Annotated in this window: 20 protein-coding genes; 1 reads left to right on the top strand and 19 read right to left on the bottom strand. The window is 42.3% G+C overall.

The window, feature by feature from the left end; translation table 11 throughout:
• Window positions 1-7 precede the first annotated feature (7 nt).
• The 10 genes from smc to CSV80_RS02235 all read right to left on the bottom strand — a co-directional run bounded on the left by smc (window position 8) and on the right by CSV80_RS02235 (window position 12345).
• Window positions 8-3565, bottom strand: a complete 3558-nt coding sequence (gene smc / locus CSV80_RS02190) for a chromosome segregation protein SMC (protein ID WP_158231847.1) — start codon at window positions 3563-3565, stop codon at window positions 8-10.
• Window positions 3566-3567: 2 nt separating this feature from the next.
• Window positions 3568-4335, bottom strand: coding sequence for a ribonuclease III (rnc, locus tag CSV80_RS02195; protein WP_029052325.1), 768 nt, complete (start codon window positions 4333-4335; stop codon window positions 3568-3570).
• A 106-nt stretch (window positions 4336-4441) separates the two neighbouring features.
• Window positions 4442-4681: an acyl carrier protein gene (locus tag CSV80_RS02200; protein WP_029052326.1), complete on the bottom strand. Its 240-nt coding sequence runs from the start codon at window positions 4679-4681 to the stop codon at window positions 4442-4444.
• 111 nt (window positions 4682-4792) lie between these two features.
• A complete protein-coding gene (gene fabG / locus CSV80_RS02205) occupies window positions 4793-5539 on the bottom strand; it encodes a 3-oxoacyl-[acyl-carrier-protein] reductase (protein WP_099669411.1) in 747 nt (248 codons plus the stop codon).
• A complete protein-coding gene (gene fabD / locus CSV80_RS02210) occupies window positions 5539-6483 on the bottom strand; it encodes an ACP S-malonyltransferase (protein ID WP_099669412.1) in 945 nt (314 codons plus the stop codon). Before fabD ends, fabG begins: the two co-directional genes overlap by 1 nt.
• Window positions 6480-7472, bottom strand: a complete 993-nt coding sequence (plsX, locus tag CSV80_RS02215; RefSeq protein WP_099669413.1) for a phosphate acyltransferase PlsX — start codon at window positions 7470-7472, stop codon at window positions 6480-6482. The genes fabD and plsX overlap by 4 nt, the downstream gene beginning before the upstream one ends.
• Before the next feature lie 6 nt (window positions 7473-7478).
• Window positions 7479-8051: a transcription factor FapR gene (gene fapR / locus CSV80_RS02220; protein WP_099669414.1), complete on the bottom strand. Its 573-nt coding sequence runs from the start codon at window positions 8049-8051 to the stop codon at window positions 7479-7481.
• Between the two features lie 101 nt (window positions 8052-8152).
• The gene (recG, locus tag CSV80_RS02225) at window positions 8153-10192 is read right to left on the bottom strand and encodes an ATP-dependent DNA helicase RecG (RefSeq protein ID WP_099669415.1); all 2040 of its coding nucleotides are present in this window, start codon (window positions 10190-10192) and stop codon (window positions 8153-8155) included.
• Between the two features lie 116 nt (window positions 10193-10308).
• A complete protein-coding gene (locus CSV80_RS02230) occupies window positions 10309-11964 on the bottom strand; it encodes a DAK2 domain-containing protein (RefSeq protein WP_099669416.1) in 1656 nt (551 codons plus the stop codon).
• Between the two features lie 18 nt (window positions 11965-11982).
• Entirely contained in the window at window positions 11983-12345 is a 363-nt protein-coding gene (locus CSV80_RS02235) for an Asp23/Gls24 family envelope stress response protein (RefSeq protein WP_029052333.1), read from the bottom strand.
• A gap of 215 nt (window positions 12346-12560) precedes the next feature.
• Here CSV80_RS02235 and rpmB point away from each other — a divergent pair, with 215 nt between their 5' ends.
• Complete coding sequence (rpmB, locus tag CSV80_RS02240) at window positions 12561-12749, top strand: 50S ribosomal protein L28 (protein WP_029052334.1); 189 nt, start codon at window positions 12561-12563, stop codon at window positions 12747-12749.
• Window positions 12750-12969: 220 nt separating this feature from the next.
• On the opposite strand, the gene spoVM is transcribed toward rpmB, so the two are convergent.
• From spoVM to def, 9 genes are read right to left on the bottom strand one after another with little or no spacing between them, the layout of a single operon-like run.
• Window positions 12970-13140, bottom strand: a complete 171-nt coding sequence (gene spoVM, locus CSV80_RS18140) for a stage V sporulation protein SpoVM (RefSeq protein WP_369802798.1) — start codon at window positions 13138-13140, stop codon at window positions 12970-12972.
• A gap of 6 nt (window positions 13141-13146) precedes the next feature.
• Entirely contained in the window at window positions 13147-13800 is a 654-nt protein-coding gene (locus CSV80_RS02250) for a thiamine diphosphokinase (RefSeq protein ID WP_099669418.1), read from the bottom strand.
• Window positions 13797-14465, bottom strand: a complete 669-nt coding sequence (rpe, locus tag CSV80_RS02255) for a ribulose-phosphate 3-epimerase (protein ID WP_099669497.1) — start codon at window positions 14463-14465, stop codon at window positions 13797-13799. Before rpe ends, CSV80_RS02250 begins: the two co-directional genes overlap by 4 nt.
• Window positions 14466-14467: 2 nt before the next feature.
• Window positions 14468-15349, bottom strand: a complete 882-nt coding sequence (rsgA, locus tag CSV80_RS02260; protein WP_099669419.1) for a ribosome small subunit-dependent GTPase A — start codon at window positions 15347-15349, stop codon at window positions 14468-14470.
• A gap of 12 nt (window positions 15350-15361) precedes the next feature.
• Window positions 15362-17365 (bottom strand): Stk1 family PASTA domain-containing Ser/Thr kinase, encoded by a 2004-nt coding sequence (gene pknB / locus CSV80_RS02265; RefSeq protein WP_099669420.1) that lies wholly within the window; start codon window positions 17363-17365, stop codon window positions 15362-15364.
• Window positions 17362-18120, bottom strand: coding sequence for a Stp1/IreP family PP2C-type Ser/Thr phosphatase (locus tag CSV80_RS02270; RefSeq protein WP_099669421.1), 759 nt, complete (start codon window positions 18118-18120; stop codon window positions 17362-17364). The genes pknB and CSV80_RS02270 overlap by 4 nt, the downstream gene beginning before the upstream one ends.
• 28 nt (window positions 18121-18148) lie before the next feature.
• Complete coding sequence (rsmB, locus tag CSV80_RS02275; protein ID WP_099669422.1) at window positions 18149-19489, bottom strand: 16S rRNA (cytosine(967)-C(5))-methyltransferase RsmB; 1341 nt, start codon at window positions 19487-19489, stop codon at window positions 18149-18151.
• A complete protein-coding gene (gene fmt, locus CSV80_RS02280; RefSeq protein WP_099669423.1) occupies window positions 19486-20424 on the bottom strand; it encodes a methionyl-tRNA formyltransferase in 939 nt (312 codons plus the stop codon). The genes rsmB and fmt overlap by 4 nt, the downstream gene beginning before the upstream one ends.
• Window positions 20421-20912, bottom strand: coding sequence for a peptide deformylase (gene def / locus CSV80_RS02285; protein ID WP_029052342.1), 492 nt, complete (start codon window positions 20910-20912; stop codon window positions 20421-20423). The genes fmt and def overlap by 4 nt, the downstream gene beginning before the upstream one ends.
• Window positions 20913-20939: the final 27 nt, after the last annotated feature.

Here is a 20939-nt window from a genome sequence, read left to right on the forward strand (position 1 = left end):
CCACTCCTTAGCTACTGATTTCTTCTGGCACTTCAGATAGTTTAACAGAAAGTAATTTCGAGACACCTGATTCCTGCATCGTAATCCCATATAGGACGTCCGCACCTTCCATCGTGCCTTTTCGATGTGTGATCACAATGAATTGTGTCTGATCCGAAACTTTCCTCAAATAATTACTATATCGTACTACATTCGCTTCATCCAGTGCTGCTTCCACTTCATCGAGAATGCAAAATGGCACAGGACGAACTTCTAAAATAGAGAACAGCAAGGAAATAACCGTTAATGCACGTTCACCGCCAGATAACAGACGTAAATTCTGCAGTTTCTTCCCGGGAGGTCGTGCCATAATATCAATTCCAGTAGTAAGTAAGTTGTTTGGATCCGTTAAAACGAGATCTGCTTCCCCACCACCGAACATATCCTTAAACACACGACGAAAATGACTGCGAATAGCTTCAAATGTCGTCTCGAAGCGACTCTTCATTTCCTGATCCATTTCTGCCATAGCTTCTTGTAATGTATTTTTAGCTTCGATCAAATCATTACGCTGTGATTGTAAAAATTCATGACGCTCTGATACTTCTTGAAATTCTTGAATCGCATTCGGATTGACAGGTCCTATCGTGGCTAGTTGTTGCTTACAATCTTCCACGGTTTTGCGAAGTAGTGGAATATCCAATGCCTCAATCTGTAATTCATTCGGACGCAAGCCGTACTCTTCATCCAAACGATCTCTAACCGTTTCATACTGTGTTTCGAGTCTGGATAACTGAATCCTCATTGTGTTCAAGCGCTCAGAAATAGTGCCTACTTGTTGCCTGATTATTTTTATACGCTGTTCATGATCGTGAACACGTTTAGCTTGTTGAACACGCTTAGCTTTTTCCGTCTCGATCGTTTTTTGCAACTTTTGTTTTGCCTCATTCGCTTGTTGACTTTGCTTCTCTATTTCTTCAGGTGTTAATTCCTTGCCGATTACAAATTCCTGCACATATTGCTGTTCTTCTTGCAACTGGCTTATTGTCAGCTCCAACTCATCTAATTGAGTGACCGTTTCCAACATACTGCTTGAATGGTAGGCATTTTGCTCTTTCAATACAGCGCTTTTTTGTTGTAAGTCATGCAATCTCTTCTGCAGAGACTGTTGTTCTTCGCGCCGGTTCTCTACTAGTCTTTCTAAACTTTCCAGCTTTTCCAACGTCTCTTGAAGTTCATTTTTCAATGCTTCATGACGAGTTTGTAACTCTTGTTTTTTAGTCGATAACTGCTTTTCGGCAGAAGCTGTATCTGTACGTCCAATTTCAATTGTGGATATTTCCATTTCAACGGAACGCATTTCCATTTCAGTCTCCTGTAGAGATGACTGAATAAGAGACTTTTTCTGTTGGTTTTCTTCTAACTTTACGCGCAATTGATCACGAAGATGTAAACTCGCACCAACGAGACTACGTGTTTCAGACGTTTGTGCAGTAGCCTGTTGAATAGATTCATCCATTTGTTGTAATTGATTTGCAAGAGTCTCTAGCTCAGCCTTACGTGAAAACAGCGTGGACTGGCCTTTCGCACCGCCACCTGTCAATGAACCGCCTGCATTTATTATATCCCCGTCAAGCGTCACTATGCGATAGCGATGTCCTATTGATTTCGCTAAACCTGATGCGGCTTCTAAATCACTAGCGATAATCGTCTGACCCAATAAGTTTTTAGCTACCGACTCATATACCGGAGATGTTTGAATGAGTTCAAATGCTGTACCGATGAAACCTTGCTGTTGCGTGAGTACTTGCCGGCTATTCATAGGAAGTTCACGCGGCTTCAAAATATCCATAGGAAGAAACGTAGCTCGACCGAAATTTTTCGTTTTCAAATAACCGATGGCCTTTCTTGCATCACGCTCAGTCGTGGTAATGATATGTTGCATGGCACCACCGAGTGCGGTTTCAATCGCTTTTGTATAGGCCGGCTCCGTAGTAATGAGTTCCACTACAGCTCCTTCGATCCCCTGAATTCGTTGTTGTTGCTTTGCATGAAGTACTTCTTTGACACCTGAATAGAACCCCGAAAAGTCCTTTTCAAGACTTTCTAGAGCACGAAGTCTTCCTTGCATTTCGGATTGTTTACGCAATGCTTTTTGCAGAAACTGCTGTTGGGTAGATAGACGTTCCTCTTCTTCTGTCAATTTTTGATGACAAGCTCTAGCTGACTTCTCCAGCTCGTCAAGCTGTTGCTGAACAGTATTTTTTTGCTCAATCTTTTCCTGTTGTTCTTTCGCAAGTTGTTGTTTGCGTTCGGAAAGCAAAGTAGTCTGAACCGTAATCTTTTCTGTGGAAGATTTTTCTCCTTGGAGTCGCTCCTCTACATGCTTGATTTCACTACGCACAGTCGCCTCTTCATTGAGACGCTCAATATAGACGGATTTCAACTGTTCAATTTGCTGTTCGGTTTCTTTTAATGAACTGTTTAACATGGCCGTGACTTGCTTACTCTCTTGCGTAACTTCTTCAAGTTCATGCTGGGCAGTTTTCTGCTTCATCTGCATGGTACTAAGTTTTTCTTTAGCTATTCGTTGTGTTTGTTCTGCAGTATGCAACTCGTGTTTAATACGCTCTACTTGCTGCTTCGTATTGCGAGTCTTTTCAACGGACAGTAATCTTCTGCCTTCCCACTTTTCAGCTTCTGCTGTCTGTTTAATCAATTCGTTTTGAAATTCATCCAGTTGAAACTCTGCTTTCTTAAGGACTTTCTTGTCAAGATCCAGTTCCTGTTCATATTGTGTGAGGGCCTCGGAAGTCTTTCGTAATTCTGATTCATCACTTTTCACAACTGCCGCTTTTTCAGAAATCTGCTGTTGTAAAGCGGACGCGTCATGATGGAGTAAACGAACATCAGCTTCCCGAAGTTCTAAACGTAGATCGGAAGCTTTACGAGCCAAACCTGCTTCTTTTTCAAGAGGAACGAGTCGATCATCGATTTCTTTTAATATATCCAGTACACGATCCAAATTATCGGTCGTCTCAAATAATTTATGCTCTGCTTGCAGTTTATGTGTTTTATACTTCAAGACACCTGCCGCTTCGTCAAAGACATTGCGTCTTTCATCAGCACGACTATTCAATATTTCATCAACCCGACCTTGCGAAATAATGGAGAAGGCCTCTTTCCCCAATCCTGAATCCATAAATAGCGTGGTGATGTCTTTTAATCTGCAAGTCTGACCGTTTAGTAGATACGCACTGTCTCCGGATCGAAAAACCCTTCTAGTTACACTGATTTCAGTGTAGTCAAGCGGAAAAAGATTTTGTGTATTATCCAATATGAGTGTAACTTCTGCAAAATTAACCGCTTTGCGGGAATCACTGCCTGCAAAAATAACGTCTTCCATTTTACTACCGCGCAATGATTTTGCGGATTGTTCACCGAGCACCCAGCGAATCGCATCGATAATATTACTTTTTCCGCTTCCGTTAGGTCCTACGATGGCCGTTACTCCTGGTACGAAATCAACATGAATCTTTTCCGCGAAAGATTTAAAGCCTGCGATTTCCAGCCTTTTCAAAAACACGATTAGTTCTCCCCTTCGGTTGTCTGCATCAATAAATGTTCTATCGCACGACGGGCAGCTTCCTGTTCCGCTTCTTTCTTGGATTTGCCGATTCCTTTTCCAAGTTGTTGTTCATTGAGATTGACTACGGTAACAAACTTTTTCGCATGTGCAGGACCTTTTTCTTCAATGACTTCATATTGAAGGGGTCCGTTATTTTTTTGCTGCACCAATTCTTGCAGACGACTCTTATAATCTGTCACATGCGAAAAAGCTCCGATACTAATTTTCGGAAAAACGATTCGTTTTAGAAACTCTTCAACGACTTCCATGCCCTGATCCAAGTAGAGCGCACCGATATACGCTTCAAATACATCCGCCAGTAATGCAGGACGCATTCTTCCGCCAGTTAGTTCTTCACCCTTGCCCAGAAGAATATAATCTCCAAAGTTCAATTCATTCGAAAACTTAACAAGTGATGGCTCACAAACAATCGCTGCACGAAGTTTCGTCAGTTCCCCTTCGCTTTTTGCCGGTTCTGTACGGAATAAAAATTTAGATACCCCAAGTTCCAATACAGCGTCTCCAAGGAATTCCAATCGTTCATTATCAGAAAATTTCTTTCGACGATGTTCATTGACATAGGATGAATGGGTAAATGCATTATACAATAAATTCTCATCCTGGAATTGAACGCCTAATTCTTGCTGGAGCTTGGTGAATTTCTCGCGTACAGCTTGTGGCAATGTAGGGTGTGATGCGGTTTCTTTCGAAGTTCTTTTATTTTTCATAAACTACTCTGCCTCTCATCTATTAATAGTCTGTACACACTTGTAAAGCGAAAAGAGACGCTTTCTCCTTTTCAGATGAAAGGAAGAAAGTGTCTCACCAAAAAGGTCATTCGCCTACTTTTTCTGTAATGTACGTTACTGCATCTCCGACAGTTGCAATTTTCTCTGCATCGTCATCAGAAATTTCCGTTTCAAACTCATCTTCAAATTCCATAACAAGTTCTACTACATCTAGTGAATCAGCTCCAAGATCCTCACGGAAAGAAGCTTCAGGTTTTACTTCGCTTTCATCGACGCCTAGACGGTCGACAACTACTTTTGTTACACGCTCAAGTACTGTTGACAACATAGTCACCTCCTCTCAAGGCCATAGTCGGCTCATTAGTTACTATTGAATTATAGAGGGTAGTCCCCTCGTAACGCAACCATAAACAGCGCTTTAGGAGAAGTAGTCCATTTACATCACCATGCCGCCGTCTACATTAATGGTCTGACCGGTAATATATTTCGCTTCATCGGATAGTAAGAATGCCACGGCACCCGCTACATCTTCCGCACTTCCAAGCTTGCCTAAAGGAATCGTTGATAATAATTGCTCTTTCATATCATCGCCCAATTCATCTGTCATATCGGTTGTAATGAATCCTGGAGCGACGGCATTCACTAAAATATTACGTGCCGCCAATTCTTTTGCGGTTGTTTTCGTCAAACCAATGACGCCCGCTTTTGCCGCCACATAATTTGCTTGCCCAGCATTTCCTACAACACCTACGACCGAAGCCATATTAACGATTCTTCCTGCACGCTGACGCATCATTTGGCGCGTAACGGCTTTTGTGCAAAGGAATACACCTTTTAAGTTAATCGATAATACATCATCCCACTCGTCTTCCTTCATGCGCATCAATAAATTATCTCGCGTGATACCAGCGTTATTAACGAGGATATCAATGCTACCAAATTGCTTAATCGTCTCATCCATCATGGCTTTCACTTGATCAGCATCAGAGACATTCGCTTGAAAGACGAGTGCTTCTCCACCCGCAGAACGAATTTCCGCTGCGACCGTTTCTGCCCGATCTTGGCTACCGCTATAATTCACGACTACCTTAGCACCTTCCGAAGCTAAGCGTAAAGCGACAGTGCGCCCAATCCCTCTGGATGCCCCTGTAACTACTGCCGTTTTTCCATCGAATCTTCCCATCATGACCATCCTTTCGCTTCTTCAAGCAACTTCTCAAGTGTTTCTTCATCGTATACTGGATACACTTTTGCTGTACGATCTATTTTACGGATTAATCCGCTCAATACTTTTCCTGGTCCACACTCAATGAAACGAGTAACACCCAATTCAAGTAATCTTTCAATAGACTCTTCCCAGCGTACAGGTGAGTACAATTGTTCAACAAGTAATTTTTTTATTTCATCCTGCTTCGTTACTTCATCTGCTGTAACGTTTGCAATGATAGGAATTTTTGCATCCTTCATATCGATGCCTTCAAGCGTCTTTTGTAATTCTCCTGCCGCTGGCTGCATGAGAACAGAGTGGAAGGGTCCACTTACATTCAATGGTAATGCACGTTTCGCACCCGCTTCCTTCAAGGCTGTACATGCTTTATCGACGCCTTCCTTTGCACCCGAAATAACGATTTGGCCGGGGCAGTTTAAGTTGGCTGGTTGTACAGGATGTCCCGACTCCGTAATGTTCGCTGTAATCGACTCCAATACATCGCGATCTATTCCAAGTATAGCCGCCATGGCACCTTTACCTGCTGGTACGGCTTCATTCATATACAGACCTCTTTTATGAACAGCCACTACTGCATCTTCAAATGAAAGAACTTTGGATTCAACAAGAGCTGTATACTCACCTAGACTATGTCCTGCTGTATAGTCTGGCATAATGCCTTCTTCTTCCAAACGTGCTGCGATCATCGCACCCACCGTAAGTAGAGCCGGTTGAGCATTATAAGTCAACGTCAATTCATCTTGAGGGCCTTCGAGCATCAATGCGCTCAGTTCAAAACCAAGAGCTTCATCAGCTTTTTGCATGAATTCCTTACACGCCTCGTTCTTCTCTGTGAATACTTTCCCCATCCCTACAGCTTGTGAGCCTTGTCCCGGGAAAACAAATGCCAGTTTACTCAAGATTCCTCTTCCTCTCCGATTGTTTTTTTAATCGTTTCGCATACTTGATATTGTACCATGGTTCTTGCTTGGCGAACTGCATTAAAAAGCGCGTTGGCATTTGATGAACCATGCGCTTTGATGACCGGATGGTTCAAGCCAAATAAACCCGCTCCGCCATACTCCGAGTAATCCATCTTCTTCTTCAAACCTTTTAGATCATCTTTCACTAAGCCAGCGGCAAGCTTGGTTTTCAATGAAGACATGAACACATCTTTGATCATGGAAAACACATTCATCGCAGTACCTTCAATAGTTTTCAACACCATGTTTCCTGTAAAACCGTCCGTGACAACGACATCCGCCACGCCATTCAACAAATCACGCGACTCCACATTACCGACAAAGTTGATAGGTGCAGCTAGCAACTCTTCATAGGCGTGTTTTGTCAGCTCATTACCTTTTCCAGCTTCTGTTCCAATATTCAATAGCCCTACACGTGGCTTGTCGATTCCGCGCACTTTCTCTGCATAGATACTACCCATGACGGCAAATTGTGCTAACTGTGTCGGTTTACTATCTGAGTTCGCTCCTGCATCTAACAACACGAAACCACTGCCGTCAATCGTGGGTAACGTTGGTGCCAGTGCCGGTCTTTGAATACCATCTAAGCGACCTACGATAAAGAGTCCTGCCGACATAAGAGCACCTGTATTACCAGCTGACACACACGCCTGAGCCTCTCCATCTTTTACCGCTTGCGCCATACGGACCATGGAAGCATCTTTTTTCTTTCGAATCGCACGCACGGGCTCATCATCAGGTTCAATGACTTCAGAGCAGTGTACTACTTGGAGGCGTGGATGTGTTTCGAGGAATGGTGCCATTTTTTGCTCATCACCAAATATATGTATCGTTATGTCATCAAATGCATGAAGGCTCTGCAATACTCCTTTGACAATCTCTCCGGGTGCGTTATCTCCACCCATTGCATCTACTGCAATAATCATATGTAATTACCCGCCTTTTTTTGTTGTACGGTACATCTGAAACTCCCCCGAAAAAACAAGATCACTCTCTACTGTTGACAGGACATCGACGACCGTACTTTTATTTTTCAAGGTTTCCTTGCGCACAGTAGCACGAGACACTACACGATCACCGGCTCTTACTGGCTTTTGAAAGTGCAGTGAAGAACGAACTGTCAAAGCCAAATCATCGTCCAGGACCGCTACAGCCAATGAGTTCGCTTGCGCAAACAAATGATGACCTCTGGCTATGCGATTTCGTTTGAACACATGCACGTCTTGTACATCAAAGATTGAAATTGCTTTATCATCCAATTCCACATCAATAATTTCTCCAAATATTTCTTCTGCTTGCATAGACTTCACTGTACCTAACATTTGTTGTGACGCTACGGATTTCAACCGCTCTCGCAATTCCGGAATATGACATTCTAAACGATCCAGCCGGACGGTTTGAATACTCACAGAAAAATGCCTAGCAATGTCTTCATCTGTTAGAAAAGGATCTTCTTTAAGCAGCGTTACAAGTAATTGTTGCCTCTCCTGTTTCGGAACTCTCAATTACTACACCCCTCCAGATTAGCACTTGGTATTAATACTAAGTATATAAAGAGGTAAATCAGATTGCAAGAGGTTATCTTATATACTACGTTACACATCTATCAATCTATACGCTTATCAGTGAGTGCGCCTGACTGCTCTAGACGTTCGCGTAATGTGGCATATTCATCACTTGTCCAAAACGCATCTGAATTCAACAAGCGTTCCGCATCCTCACGCGCTATAGAGAGTGCTTTAAAATCATGAATCAAGTCTGCCATTTTGAATTCTGGCATTCCACTTTGCTTTTTGCCAAAAATATCCCCTGATCCGCGTAGCTCCAAATCTTTTTCAGCCAAAATAAATCCATCGTTCGTTTCTGTCATCGACTGCATCCGCATCTTTCCTTCTTCTGTAGACGGATTAGCGAGCAATACACAATATGACTGATCGGATCCTCGTCCTACACGTCCCCTTAATTGGTGTAACTGAGCTAGACCGAATCTTGTTGCATCATAAATCAGCATGAAAGTTGCGTTCGGCACATTGACGCCTACTTCTACAACTGTAGTGGAAACAAGGACATTTGACTGTCCTTCACTGAATTCCCGCATGACCTGATCTTTTTCAGCTGAAGGCAATCGACCGTGCATCAAACCTACCGTATAGCGACCAGCGAAATAGTTACTCAATTCTGCATGTACTTCCACTGCGTTTTGGACATCCAATTTATCGGATTCCTCGATCAATGGACAAATGACATACGCCTGCCTTCCTGCACGTAACTCTTTCTCCATCTTCTGTAACACAGGTATTAAGGATTCTTCTTTTAACCAATGGGTTTCAATTTCTTTCCGTCCTGCCGGTAATTCGTCTAAAACCGAAACATCCATTTCACCAAATACCGTAATGGCTAGTGTTCTAGGAATAGGGGTCGCAGTCATGAATAATACATCCGGGTTTAAACCTTTATCACGCAAGACACGACGTTGTTGCACTCCGAAACGGTGTTGTTCATCCGTCACGACAAAGCCCAGTTTATGAAATTGTACTTCAGGTTGGATGAGCGCGTGCGTTCCGATGAGCAAGTCAATCTCCCCGACTTCTAACCGTTCCAGTAACTCTCTTTTCGCTTTCGCTTTTGTAGAGCCGGCAAGAAATGCGACAGTCACACCAAACGGTTCGAACCAGTTGGCTAATAACTCGGCATGTTGTTCAGCCAATATTTCTGTTGGTGCCATCAATGCTCCCTGGAATCCTGCTGTCACCGCTGCATACAGAGCGATGGCTGCCACAGCTGTCTTGCCTGATCCCACATCCCCTTGCAGTAAACGGTTCATACGGAGTGGTGATTTCAACTCTGCACATAATTCATTCACCACACGTTTTTGCGCATTCGTTAATTCAAACGGCAACGTATTGATGAACTTTTTCAGCAAATCCAATTCATATTGAATAACAAGTCCTTTTTCTTGCTCTTTACGCAGTTTTTTCATCCCTTGTATTTTTAACTGAAACAGTAATAATTCTTCATAAACAAAACGTCTACGCGCATGCTTGACGTCTTCAGCTTTAGTTGGGAAATGGACCATCTCGAGCGCTTGCGCTATAGAAGGCAGCTTGTATACTTCCAGCATCTCACGTGGCAGTGTCTCTTCTATATCTTGAGCAGTTAAGTCTATTACAGCGCGCATATAGCGCCGAAACGTTTTTTGATGCATAATCCCCTTCAAACTATAAACCGGCTCAAAATCAGTTTGCTCACCTGTATGTAGACGATTCACCGTAATCGTTTGACGTCCCCGATCCCATGCACCGGTAATATTGATTTGCATTCCCGTAAGTAGACGGTCTTTTAAATAATGCTGATTGAAAAATACCGCTTTCACTAAATGATGACCGACCAATAAACGGACTTGCATTCTTGAACGATTTTTTCCAGAATAAAACACGGTCGGTTCGGACTCTACCCGACCTTCCACTGTGACGCGCTCACCATGTGGCGTTTCAGTCAAATCCCTCATACGAAAATCTTCATGGCGGTACGGGAAAGTGTACAACAAATCTTCAATCGTCAAAATTCCCAGTTTTTCAAATTGTTCAGTTGTTGCTTTACCGATTCCTTTTACTGTACCTACACTATTTTTCAAGATGTTCTCCATGTAAAATTACCTCCTTTCCATATCTAGTTAGAAAACGAGTGTTCTTCTTTTCATTTTACCATGAAAAGACAGGAAAATAAAAACGTTGCCCCTACTTGCAGGACAACGTGATGTATTTATTCAACAGAGATAATATATGGATAGAGCGGTTGTTTTCCAGCGTATAATTCTATATCTACATGCTCGAATTGCTCTTCAACATACTCACTAACTTTTTCTGCTTCTTCAGAGGTCACATCTTCACCATAAATAATCGTGACGATTTCATCTTCTTCATCAATCATGGATGAAATAAGGTTCTTTGTCACACTTTCCAAGGAAGAATCGGAACTAGTGATTTTGCCTTGAGCGATTCCCATGAAGTCATCTTTATGGATCGTTACACCATCAATCGATGTATCACGAACAGCATAAGTGACCTGACCAGTTTTAATAGCAGAAGCCGCTTGTAACATCGCTTTCGCATTCTTCTCTACTGTTGCTTCAGGGTTGAATGCTAAAATGGCTGCTAAGCCTTCTGGAACGGATTTTGTCGCTACAACTGCCGCTTCAATCTCCAATACTTCAGCCGCCTGCTCAGCAGCCATGATAATATTTTTATTATTTGGCAAGATCAATACTTTTTCTGCACCGATTTCCTGAATCGCTTTAACAATATCCTCCGTAGAAGGATTCATCGTTTGTCCGCCCTCAATCACGGCAGATGCTCCGATACTTTTCAGGAGTTCTGCGATGCCCTCGCCCATCGTAACCGTTACAATCGCATATTTATGCTGAACCGGTTTCGATGTTAATGTTTCGTGCCGATTCATAATATCACTATGTTGCTCACGCATATTATCAATCTTCATCTTCGTTAATGAACCATACTTTTGTCCATAAGACAAAGCATCTCCAGGTTCTTCAGTGTGAATATGTACTTTTACTACTTCATCATCTGAAATGACGAGTAGTGAGTCACCAAGTTCACTTAAATCTTGACGGAATGTAGCTTCATCAAATGGCTGATCGTGCAACTTACCTGAATCCAATTTGACCATAAATTCCGTACAGTAGCCGAACTCGATGTCTTCTGAGTTCATGAAACCTTGTATACTGCGGTGATGCTCTGTCATAATTAAGTCATCCATTGAGTGCATCACTACCTTCTCAGGTAAGTCTTCACCTTTTAGGCATGCCAAAAATCCTTCATATACATATACGAGACCTTGTCCACCACTGTCTACTACTCCTACTTCTTTTAACACCGGCAATAGATCGGGCGTTCGTTTCAGCGAAGCTTTAGCCTCTTCCACAATAATTTCTAGTAATGCCGTTAAATCTGATGAATCTTCTATATGCTCAACTGCCGCGTTAGCTGCATCTTTGGCAACGGTCAAAATCGTTCCTTCTACAGGTTTCATAACGGCTTTGTAAGCTGTGTCCACACCGTATTTAAGTGCATCCGCAAATTGCTTGACGTTGACTTCTGCTTCATTCTCAATTTGCTTGCTGAATCCTCTGAATAACTGGGATAGTATCACACCAGAATTCCCACGAGCACCCATAAGCAACCCTTTTGAAAATGCCTGTGCCGTCAAGCCGATATGTTCCTGAGCATTTCTTTCTGTTTCTTTCGCACCGGATGTCATGGATAAATTCATATTCGTTCCCGTATCACCATCTGGCACCGGGAATACATTTAAAGAATCCACATAATCCGCATTTTGATGGAGATGATGCGAACCCATTTCTACCATCTTCGCAAATTGCAATCCATTGATTGAAGTCATTGACTTAAAGGCCTCCTTTTACACGTTCGTTACACGAACTCCCTGAACAAAAATATTTATAGAACTTACTGATAGCCCCAACGTCGTTTTCACTATATATTGCACTTTAGATTGTACTTGATAGGCCACTTCAGTGATTTTCGTGCCGTAGCTCATGATGACGTAGATATCGATATGGAATGCATCGCCCTCGTTACGTACAATTACGCCACGAGAATAATTTTCCTTGCGAAGAATTTCTGTAAGCCCATCGCGAATTTGATGCTGAGAAGCCATCCCTACAATTCCATAACACTCGACCGCAGCCTCTCCGACTACTTGTGCAATTACGTCATTTGTAATATCAATTGTACCATGCTCATTTTTCAGTTCGATTGACATTCCTCTTCTCCTCCCCCATCTCTAGACACATCATACGTACATTATACGGGAATTCATCAGGAATGAAAGTATTGAAACCGTTAAAATATAGTGTAAAGGAAAAAACCTTGAGAGTATCAAAATAAAATGTTGCATCGATTCGACGCTTATGATAAAGTACTATGGTATGCGAATTGTAACGTGAATCGCTAAATAATTCACGAGGAGGAACTAAAATGGCTAAACAATGTGTTATTACTGGACGTAAAGCTCGTTCTGGAAACACTCGTTCTCACGCTTTGAACTCTAGCAAGCGCACTTGGGGCGCTAACCTTCAAAAAGTTAGAATCCTAATCGACGGCAAACCTAAACGCGTTTGGGTATCTGCAAGAGCTTTAAAATCAGGCAAAGTACAACGAGTATAATCGAAAGCTGAAGACGGCGTTTAGCCGCGACAGGCACTGGAGGGCTAGATAATACAGGCGGTTTTTGCCTGTACTTTCTAGCCTGAAGTGTCCCGAGCGGCTGCCGTCTGAAGCTGGATATGATCTAAAGCTGAAAGCGCCGGTTAACTTCGACAGATGTTCGAGGAGTCACCGGTGCTTTTTTGCTTATCTAAAATTCAAAAAAACACAAAGCACCTTTTTAGGCGCTTTGTGTTTTTTCTTTTTTGCGTTTTTTTGTCTTGGCGGCTTTTGAATTGGCAGCAACGGTCGATTTAGTACGGCTGTCCTTTTGAAAAGCTACTGCGCACTTTCTCACGATGTTACTGACAAACTTCGGAAGCGTGAATGTGTATACTCGCAAATCCCCCAACTCCTTTCAGGAATCTGAACTCCTTACCATTAAGCATATGCCTTCACGGAAAGAGATAGTACAAACATCCGCCACTGTTTCGTTACTTGTAAAACGAGTTACACCCATTTCTAATCGTTCATTCACCGTTTCATATTTGAATCCTGTTAGCGTCAACCCTGTCACGACGGGGCCAAACGAGAAAAAGGAAGTATACGGATAGCGTGAATCTTTCTTTACACGTCTCACGCCAGGTAGCATGACACGGATATCATTTGTAGTGTTGTGTAACTTGAATTTCACTTTAGGGTTTTCTGCTTGCATACGATACAATAAATGCAAAGCAGACTGTAAGTGATCCAAGCGACCACCCGTCACGCCAGTTAATATAATATAATCGGGTTGATACGCAAGCGCTCGCTGTACAGCCAGTTCTGTGTCTGTCTCATCTTTATCTTCATTCGCACGATGGACAATTTCTACGTTCGAGTTGATCTGTTTAAACTGCTCTTCCGTCACAGAATCAAAGTCGCCAACTGCTTCATTGGGCTGAATCCCTTTTTCCAATAAATACAACGCACCACGGTCTACCCCGATATACACAGTATCTTCTTGATCGTATTCAGCTAAGTTAACTACTTCTTCTATAGGACCTGCTGCACACACGATGGCATACTTCATTTCGCCATCACACTCTCGCCTGCTGATTTAATAGCTTGAAGAGCTTTTGCGCGGTCTTCTTTTCCGTAAATTGCAGAACCTGCAACAAAAATAGTCGCACCTGCTTCCACACAAGGTTTGATTGTTTCTTCGTTAATACCGCCATCAATTTCGATTTCAATAGATAGATTACGCTCTTTGATGATATCAGAGAGTTGTTTCACTTTTGGTAGGACGGAATGAATAAACGACTGTCCGCCAAAACCTGGATTGACCGTCATGAACAATACCATATCAATATCTTCTAGGACATGCATGATATGTTCAACCGGTGTATGAGGATTTAACACAACACCTGGTTTTGCACCTGTCGATTTGATCAATTGCAATGTTCTGTGTAGGTGAGGGCATGCTTCTACGTGTACAGTAATATAATCCGCACCCGCTGACGCAAAGTCCTCAATATAAGCGTCCGGATTTTCAATCATCAAATGGACATCAAGCGGTAACTTCGTCAATGGCCGCAACGCCTCGACGACAATAGGCCCCATTGTAATATTCGGTACGAAATGTCCGTCCATTACATCAATGTGAATTAGTTCGGCTCCCGCTTTTTCTACTTCTTTCACTTCTTCACCAAGCCTTGCAAAGTCTGCTGCTAAAATAGATGGCGCAATTTTTATCATAATCAATACCTCGGCTTTCTATCCATAATTTCTTGCAAGAACAGCAAATAATTCTTATAGCGACCTTCTGAAATTCTTCCTTCTTCCACCTGCGCTTTAACAGCACAACCAGGTTCTTTCACATGAAGACATCCTCTAAATTTACAACCTGCACCTGCTTCAGAAATCTCCACAAAATAATCCCGCAGTTCTTCTTTTTCGATATGTTCGAAATCCAAAGAACTAAACCCAGGTGTATCTGCTACCAAACCGCCCGCCACTTCCAGTAACTCTACATGACGTGTAGTATGTTTCCCTCGTCCAAGCGCATCCGAGATCACACCGGTTTTTAGTTGTAGTTCAGGTAATATCGTATTCAATAACGTGGATTTTCCCACACCTGACTGACCTGCAAGGACGGTGGTTTTACCGCTAAAATACGGACGAAGTGTTTCAAGCAATGAATGTTTATTCTCTACATTGCGCAGAACCGTATATCCGATACGTTGATAATATGCTAGATTTTTTTCATTCTCTTCTAATATTTTGGGATCCGCAATATCTTCTTTAGAAATATACAAAATCGGTTCTAACTGATGTGATTCAATGACCGTTAAGAAACGGTCTAGTAAACGAAGACTCATATTTGGTTCCACAACCGAAAAGACCAGCAACACTTGATCTACATTGGCTATAGGCGGTCTGACTAACTCACTTTTCCTCTGATGAACATCTGTAATCGTCGCATCATTGGCTCCGTCAGGAACATACGTAACGAAGTCCCCCACCAAGGGACTAATTTTCTTTAATCGAAAAACACCACGGCTTTTACATTGAATTAAATCCCCATTATGCTCTACGTAATAAAACCCACTGATTGCTTTACGAATTTGGCCTTCAGCCATCGAACTCCTCCTCTATTCCAAATCTGTATAGTTGAACTTATCTTCCTCTATTACTGTTTGATCACGCATAATTTTGTATCCTCCGCGCTCTCCTTCTAGAAGTTCGATCGTAACCTTGCGTGTCGTATCTTCAGTAATCTCAAACTCCTCGATAGGATCATTCATTGTGTGCGTGCGATCCTGTACATAAATCTGAACTTTCTGAGGAACGAGTTCCGGATGAGGCTTCGGATCTATTTCTGAATCTATTTCGTCTTCATCATCATCTTCATTTTCATCAACTGATTCTTCGGGATAGTTATATGGAATTGTCACAGTCTTCACTAACAACTTAATCGGCTTGGATGCAGGACCTTTCGAAATCACGACGTCCACCCGTTCCCCTTTTTCCAATTTTTCTCCCTTGGGAGGCTTCTGAGAAATAACATATCCTTTATCGACTTTATCCGAATGTTCTTCCCTGACAATGTGGATCTTCAGGCCGGATTTTTTCGCATAGTCTTCTAGTTGTTTAGCGGACATACCCGATAGATCATCAAGTGATTGCAACTCTTTGCCTTTACTGACAGTGAAGATCAACTCCGTTTCTTCAGGAATGACAGACTGATCTGCTTCAGGTTGTTGGCTCAGAATAGTTCCTTTTGGCTCGTCAGAAAAGACTTCAACTGATTCAATGGGTAAAAATCCGTAGCCATTTAAAAAGCGTTTGGTCGCTTCAAAGTTACGACCCGTATAATCACTAAGCACCATCGGATCTTTCCCGGAGCTGATAAATAATTTTACGCCGTCTCCCTCTTTACGTTTCTTTCCTGCTTGAGGTACTGTTTTAATTACTTGTCCTACTGTGTATTCATCAGACGTCTCTTCAAAACGCTCATCTATGACAAAACCCTCTTTTTCAAGTATCTCTGTAGCGACAAGCTCTTCTTCCCCTACAACTTCAGGTACGATGATCTCCTTTGGTTTCATCATCATAACCAATAAAAATGTCAGAAACGCTAGAAGTAAAATGCCACCCACTAATACAAACGGCCATTTCTTCTTTTTCTTTTTCGTAGGTGTTACTGGTTCGGGTTTTACAGGAGCTATTTTCATAGTATCTTCCGCAACAGTGGATTTCGGAACGTCTTTAATAGCGGGTATAGCCATTGTCTTATCATCATCAAATGGTAAGGCGAATTTACTTTCATTTAAACGCTCAGGAGATAAAACAGTTAGTAAATCATCATACATGTCATCTGTAGTCGCATAGCGATAGGTTGAATCTTTAGCTGTTGCCTTTAAAATGACATTTTCTACGCTCTGAGGTATTTCAGGATACTGATCACGGACAGATGGTGTTTCTTCTTGTAAGTGCTTTAACGCAATCGCTACCGCTGTCTCCGCTGAAAACGGTAATTCCCCTGTCAGCAATTCATAAAATACGATACCGAGTGAATATATATCTGATCGTTTCGTCGCCATACCGCCTCTAGCTTGCTCAGGAGACAGATAATGGACAGTCCCTATAACAGAGTTCGTCTTCGTATGTACCGTAGAATTCAAGGCCATCGCAATTCCAAAGTCTGTTATTTTCACATCGTCCTCGCCGTTCATCAATACATTTTGAGGTTTAATGTCACGATGAACAATACCGTTATGATGAGCATGTGATATGGCAGATACAAGTTGCTTCATAATAGACACGGCGTGTTCTGCCGATAATGCGCCATGTGTATGAATGTAGTCTTTCAGTGTTTTGCCAGCTATGTATTCCATTACTAAGTAATGAAGTTCATCTTCTTGGCCGACATCAAAAATATTTACTATATGAGGATGTGTTAGGCTCGTAGCGGAAAGTGCCTCCCGCTGAAATCGTTTTTTTAATTCCTCTTCATTGCTAAAATCATAATGCAATACTTTGATTGCTACATCACGGTCGAGAATGATATCGTGCGCCAAGTAAACTCTGGACATACCTCCGTCACCGATCACCCGAATAATTTCGTATCGTTTACCGATTCGTTTTCCAATCATACGGGAGACACCTCAATTTCAGGAATAGCCAGTAGTATTACGGTAATATTGTCTTCTCCACCGCGCTGATTCGCCAAGTCTATAAACTCATCCGCTTTGTTTGCCAATGAATCTTCATTCAATATAATATCAAGCATTTTTTCCTTTTCGATCTTATTGCTTAAACCATCTGTACAAAGTAATAAATACGAGTGTGACAGTAAAGGAAATGTGTAGCGGTCAGGTACAATGGATTTCTCCGAGCCTACCGCTTTCATAATCCAATTACGCTGTGGATGCACTTCAGCTTCCTGTTCCGTAATTTCACCGCTATCAAGCAACACATTCACAAATGAATGGTCTTTCGTAATTTGACGAATCGCTTTGCCTGTCACTTGATAAATCCGGCTGTCTCCTACATGAAAAACAACACAGTGATTATCCAAGATCAGCGCGAGGTCTAGCGTAGTACCCATGCCTTTATACGTGTCATCTTTCTGCGCAGTTGTGTACAAAAACTGGTTAATATCTACTACTGCATCATACAGCAAGTCAATCCAATCTTGCTCCGTTACTACTTCTTTGTCCGCGGACATGAATTGCTCGCCTATCATACGCACTGCAGTCGCGCTAGCATAATCTCCGCCCTTATGACCGCCCATTCCGTCTGCAATGACTGCGAGTATCGTACGCTTTTCAGGATGTACGAATACGGCGGCGTCATCTTCATTCACCGTACGTTTCCGTCCTGTATCTGAGCGTATTTCATATTCCATAGGCTACCCTCCATTTCAATTGGTCAGGTTAGTTGATTCTTTGTAACGTCGCTACAAAGAAACCGTCACTTTGATAGTCGTGCGGTAAAATTTGCAAATGGCGTTGCTCACTGTCACTTTCAAGAATATGAAGTGGAACGAGTGCAAAGTCTGGCTGCTCTTTCAAGAACCATTCAACAATCTCTTCGTTCTCCGATTTATCAATCGTGCATGTACTATAAACTAAGATACCGTCTTTTTTCACCAACTGACAGGCAACTTCGAGTAGTTCTTTTTGAATGACTGTTAGTTTTTCAATATCTTGTATAGTTTTTTTATATTTAATCTCAGGCTTTCTGCGAATGACCCCTAATCCACTACATGGCGCATCTATTAACACTCGGTCAAAAGATTGAGGTTCATAGGTTTTCAATAACTCTCTGCTATCCCCACTATTTGTATGGATGGAAGTCAATCCGAGACGCTCTGCATTTTGGTCAATTAAACGTAATTTATGAGGGTGCAGATCATGTGCCTGAATTTCTCCTTCATTTTTCATACGTTCTGCGATATGAGTGGTTTTACCGCCAGGAGCCGCACACATATCCAATACGCGCATACCTGGTTCCACTTGTAATGCGATAGCTGGAAGCATAGAGCTCTCATCCTGAATGGTCAACAAACCTTGTTTAAACACTTCTGTAGAAGCGAGGTTACCTGACTCCACTTGGATACTGCTGTCAGAAAGAGTACCGGCTATTGCAGTAATCCCTTCTTTCTTCAGCAAGCCGATTACTTCACCAATATTGGTTTTCGTTCTATTGATTCGCGCGGTTGTGATCGGAGGTTGATTGTTGACAACTGCCGCAGCCGTAGCTTCTTCCATGCCGTATTGCTCTATCCATCTTCGGATTAACCATTCAGGGTGACTTGTCTCTATAGACAAACGAGTGATAGGATCTTCAATTTCATCTAAAGAAGGTACACCTTCACGCAAAATCGAGCGTAAAATTCCATTGACCATGGATGAAACACCTTTATGTCCACGCTTATTGGCAATTTTTACTGCTTCATTGACAACGGCATGCTCAGGAATTTTAGATAAGTAAATGATTTGATAAACGGATAGTCTAAGTAGCTGACGTACCCATGGTTGTAGCTTCCCTCTAACAAATGGTGCTAAATAATAATCCAGTGTCATTTGTTGTTGTAATGTACCGTATGTTATTTCCGTCAATAATGCGCGGTCTTTTGGCTGAAGGTCATAGATTTCAATCGTTTTATGAAGCAATAAATTACTATACGCTTGTTCTTCTTCAATTTGCATCAACATGGATAATGCTGCATCACGTACATTGCCACGCCAAATTTTCTTTTTATAATTTGTCATTCAAATTTGTCTCCCACTTGCCATTTTGACCCGATTCCATTTAAGAATACGGTAGCTGTCATTCGTTTTTTCCCAGCTGGTTGTAAATCGGTAATTGCTAGCGCGCCTTCACCTGTCTGCACAATAATACGATCCTTTTCCAGACCAATAATTTCTCCAGGCGTTGCATCCGATATTTGTTCGGTCACCTGTGTCCACCAAATTTTCACTTGATCACCAGCAAATTTTGTGTATGCGACAGGCCAAGGGTGTAACCCCCGAACTTGGTTATAGATCGAACTGGCTGAACTTGTCCAGTCAATTCGTTCCTGTTCTCTTGAGATGTTTCTAGCAAACGTCACTTGCGTCTCATCCTGAACTGTACGCTCATTCGTGCCTGCAATAATGGATGGTAACGTTTCTTTTAATAATGTAGTCCCTGCTATAGATAATTTGGTAAACATCGTTCCCGTATCGTCTGTTTCTTCAATTGGAGTGGTGACTTGTGAAATGATATCACCCGCATCCAGTTTCTCCGCCATGTACATGATCGTGACGCCCGTTTCTTTCTTGCCATCCATGACCGCCTGATGAATTGGTGCGCCACCACGATAGTTAGGTAATAAAGAAGCATGGACATTTATACAACCGAGTTTCGGAGCTTCTAGCAATTCATTCGGAAGCAATTGACCGAATGCGGCTGTCACTATCAGATCCGGCTGTAGGTCGAGAATTTCCTGCAACTCTGCAGAGCCTTTCAGCTTCTCTGGCTGAATGACAGGCAGTTCTAAGCGCATCGCTTCTTCCTTTACAGGAGGAGGTGTCAGTACGCGCTTACGGCCCACTGGACGATCGGGTTGAGTCACGACAGCAAGGATTTCATATCCTTCATTATATAGCATCGTCAAAACACCTACAGAAAATTCAGGTGTTCCCATGAATATGATTTTTGTCATTCGTCATCCTCCTCTTCATCTTCGAATTCAGATGGATCAACGACACGTTGGATCTTCTTATCGAATAATACTCCGTTCAAGTGATCGATTTCATGCAGGATTGCTCGTGCTTCATAGCCTTCTGCTTCTAATTCATATAGCTTACCATCACGTTCTTGTGCTTCAATCCGCACATGGAAAGGACGCTCTACTTCTCCGAATAATCCTGGGAAGCTTAAGCAACCTTCAACTTCTACTTCGGATCCTCCTGTGGCCGTGACGACGGGATTGATCATTTCGATAATTTCTTGCTCTTCATCGAAGTCTACAATCGCTACACGAATAGATTTGCCCACTTGGGGAGCTGCAATGCCTACACCATCATGTTCAATCATCGTTTCATGCATATTATCTAGTAAGATACCCAACTCATCGTCAAAAACGGTCACTTCTTCACATGGTGTTGTGAGAATAGGTGATGGGTGCGTTACGATTTTTAATATTGTCAAAATAAATTCCTCATTTCTTCGAAGGAA

Source organism: Sporosarcina sp. P12(2017), from assembly GCF_002743035.1.
Taxonomy (GTDB): domain Bacteria; phylum Bacillota; class Bacilli; order Bacillales_A; family Planococcaceae; genus Sporosarcina; species Sporosarcina ureae.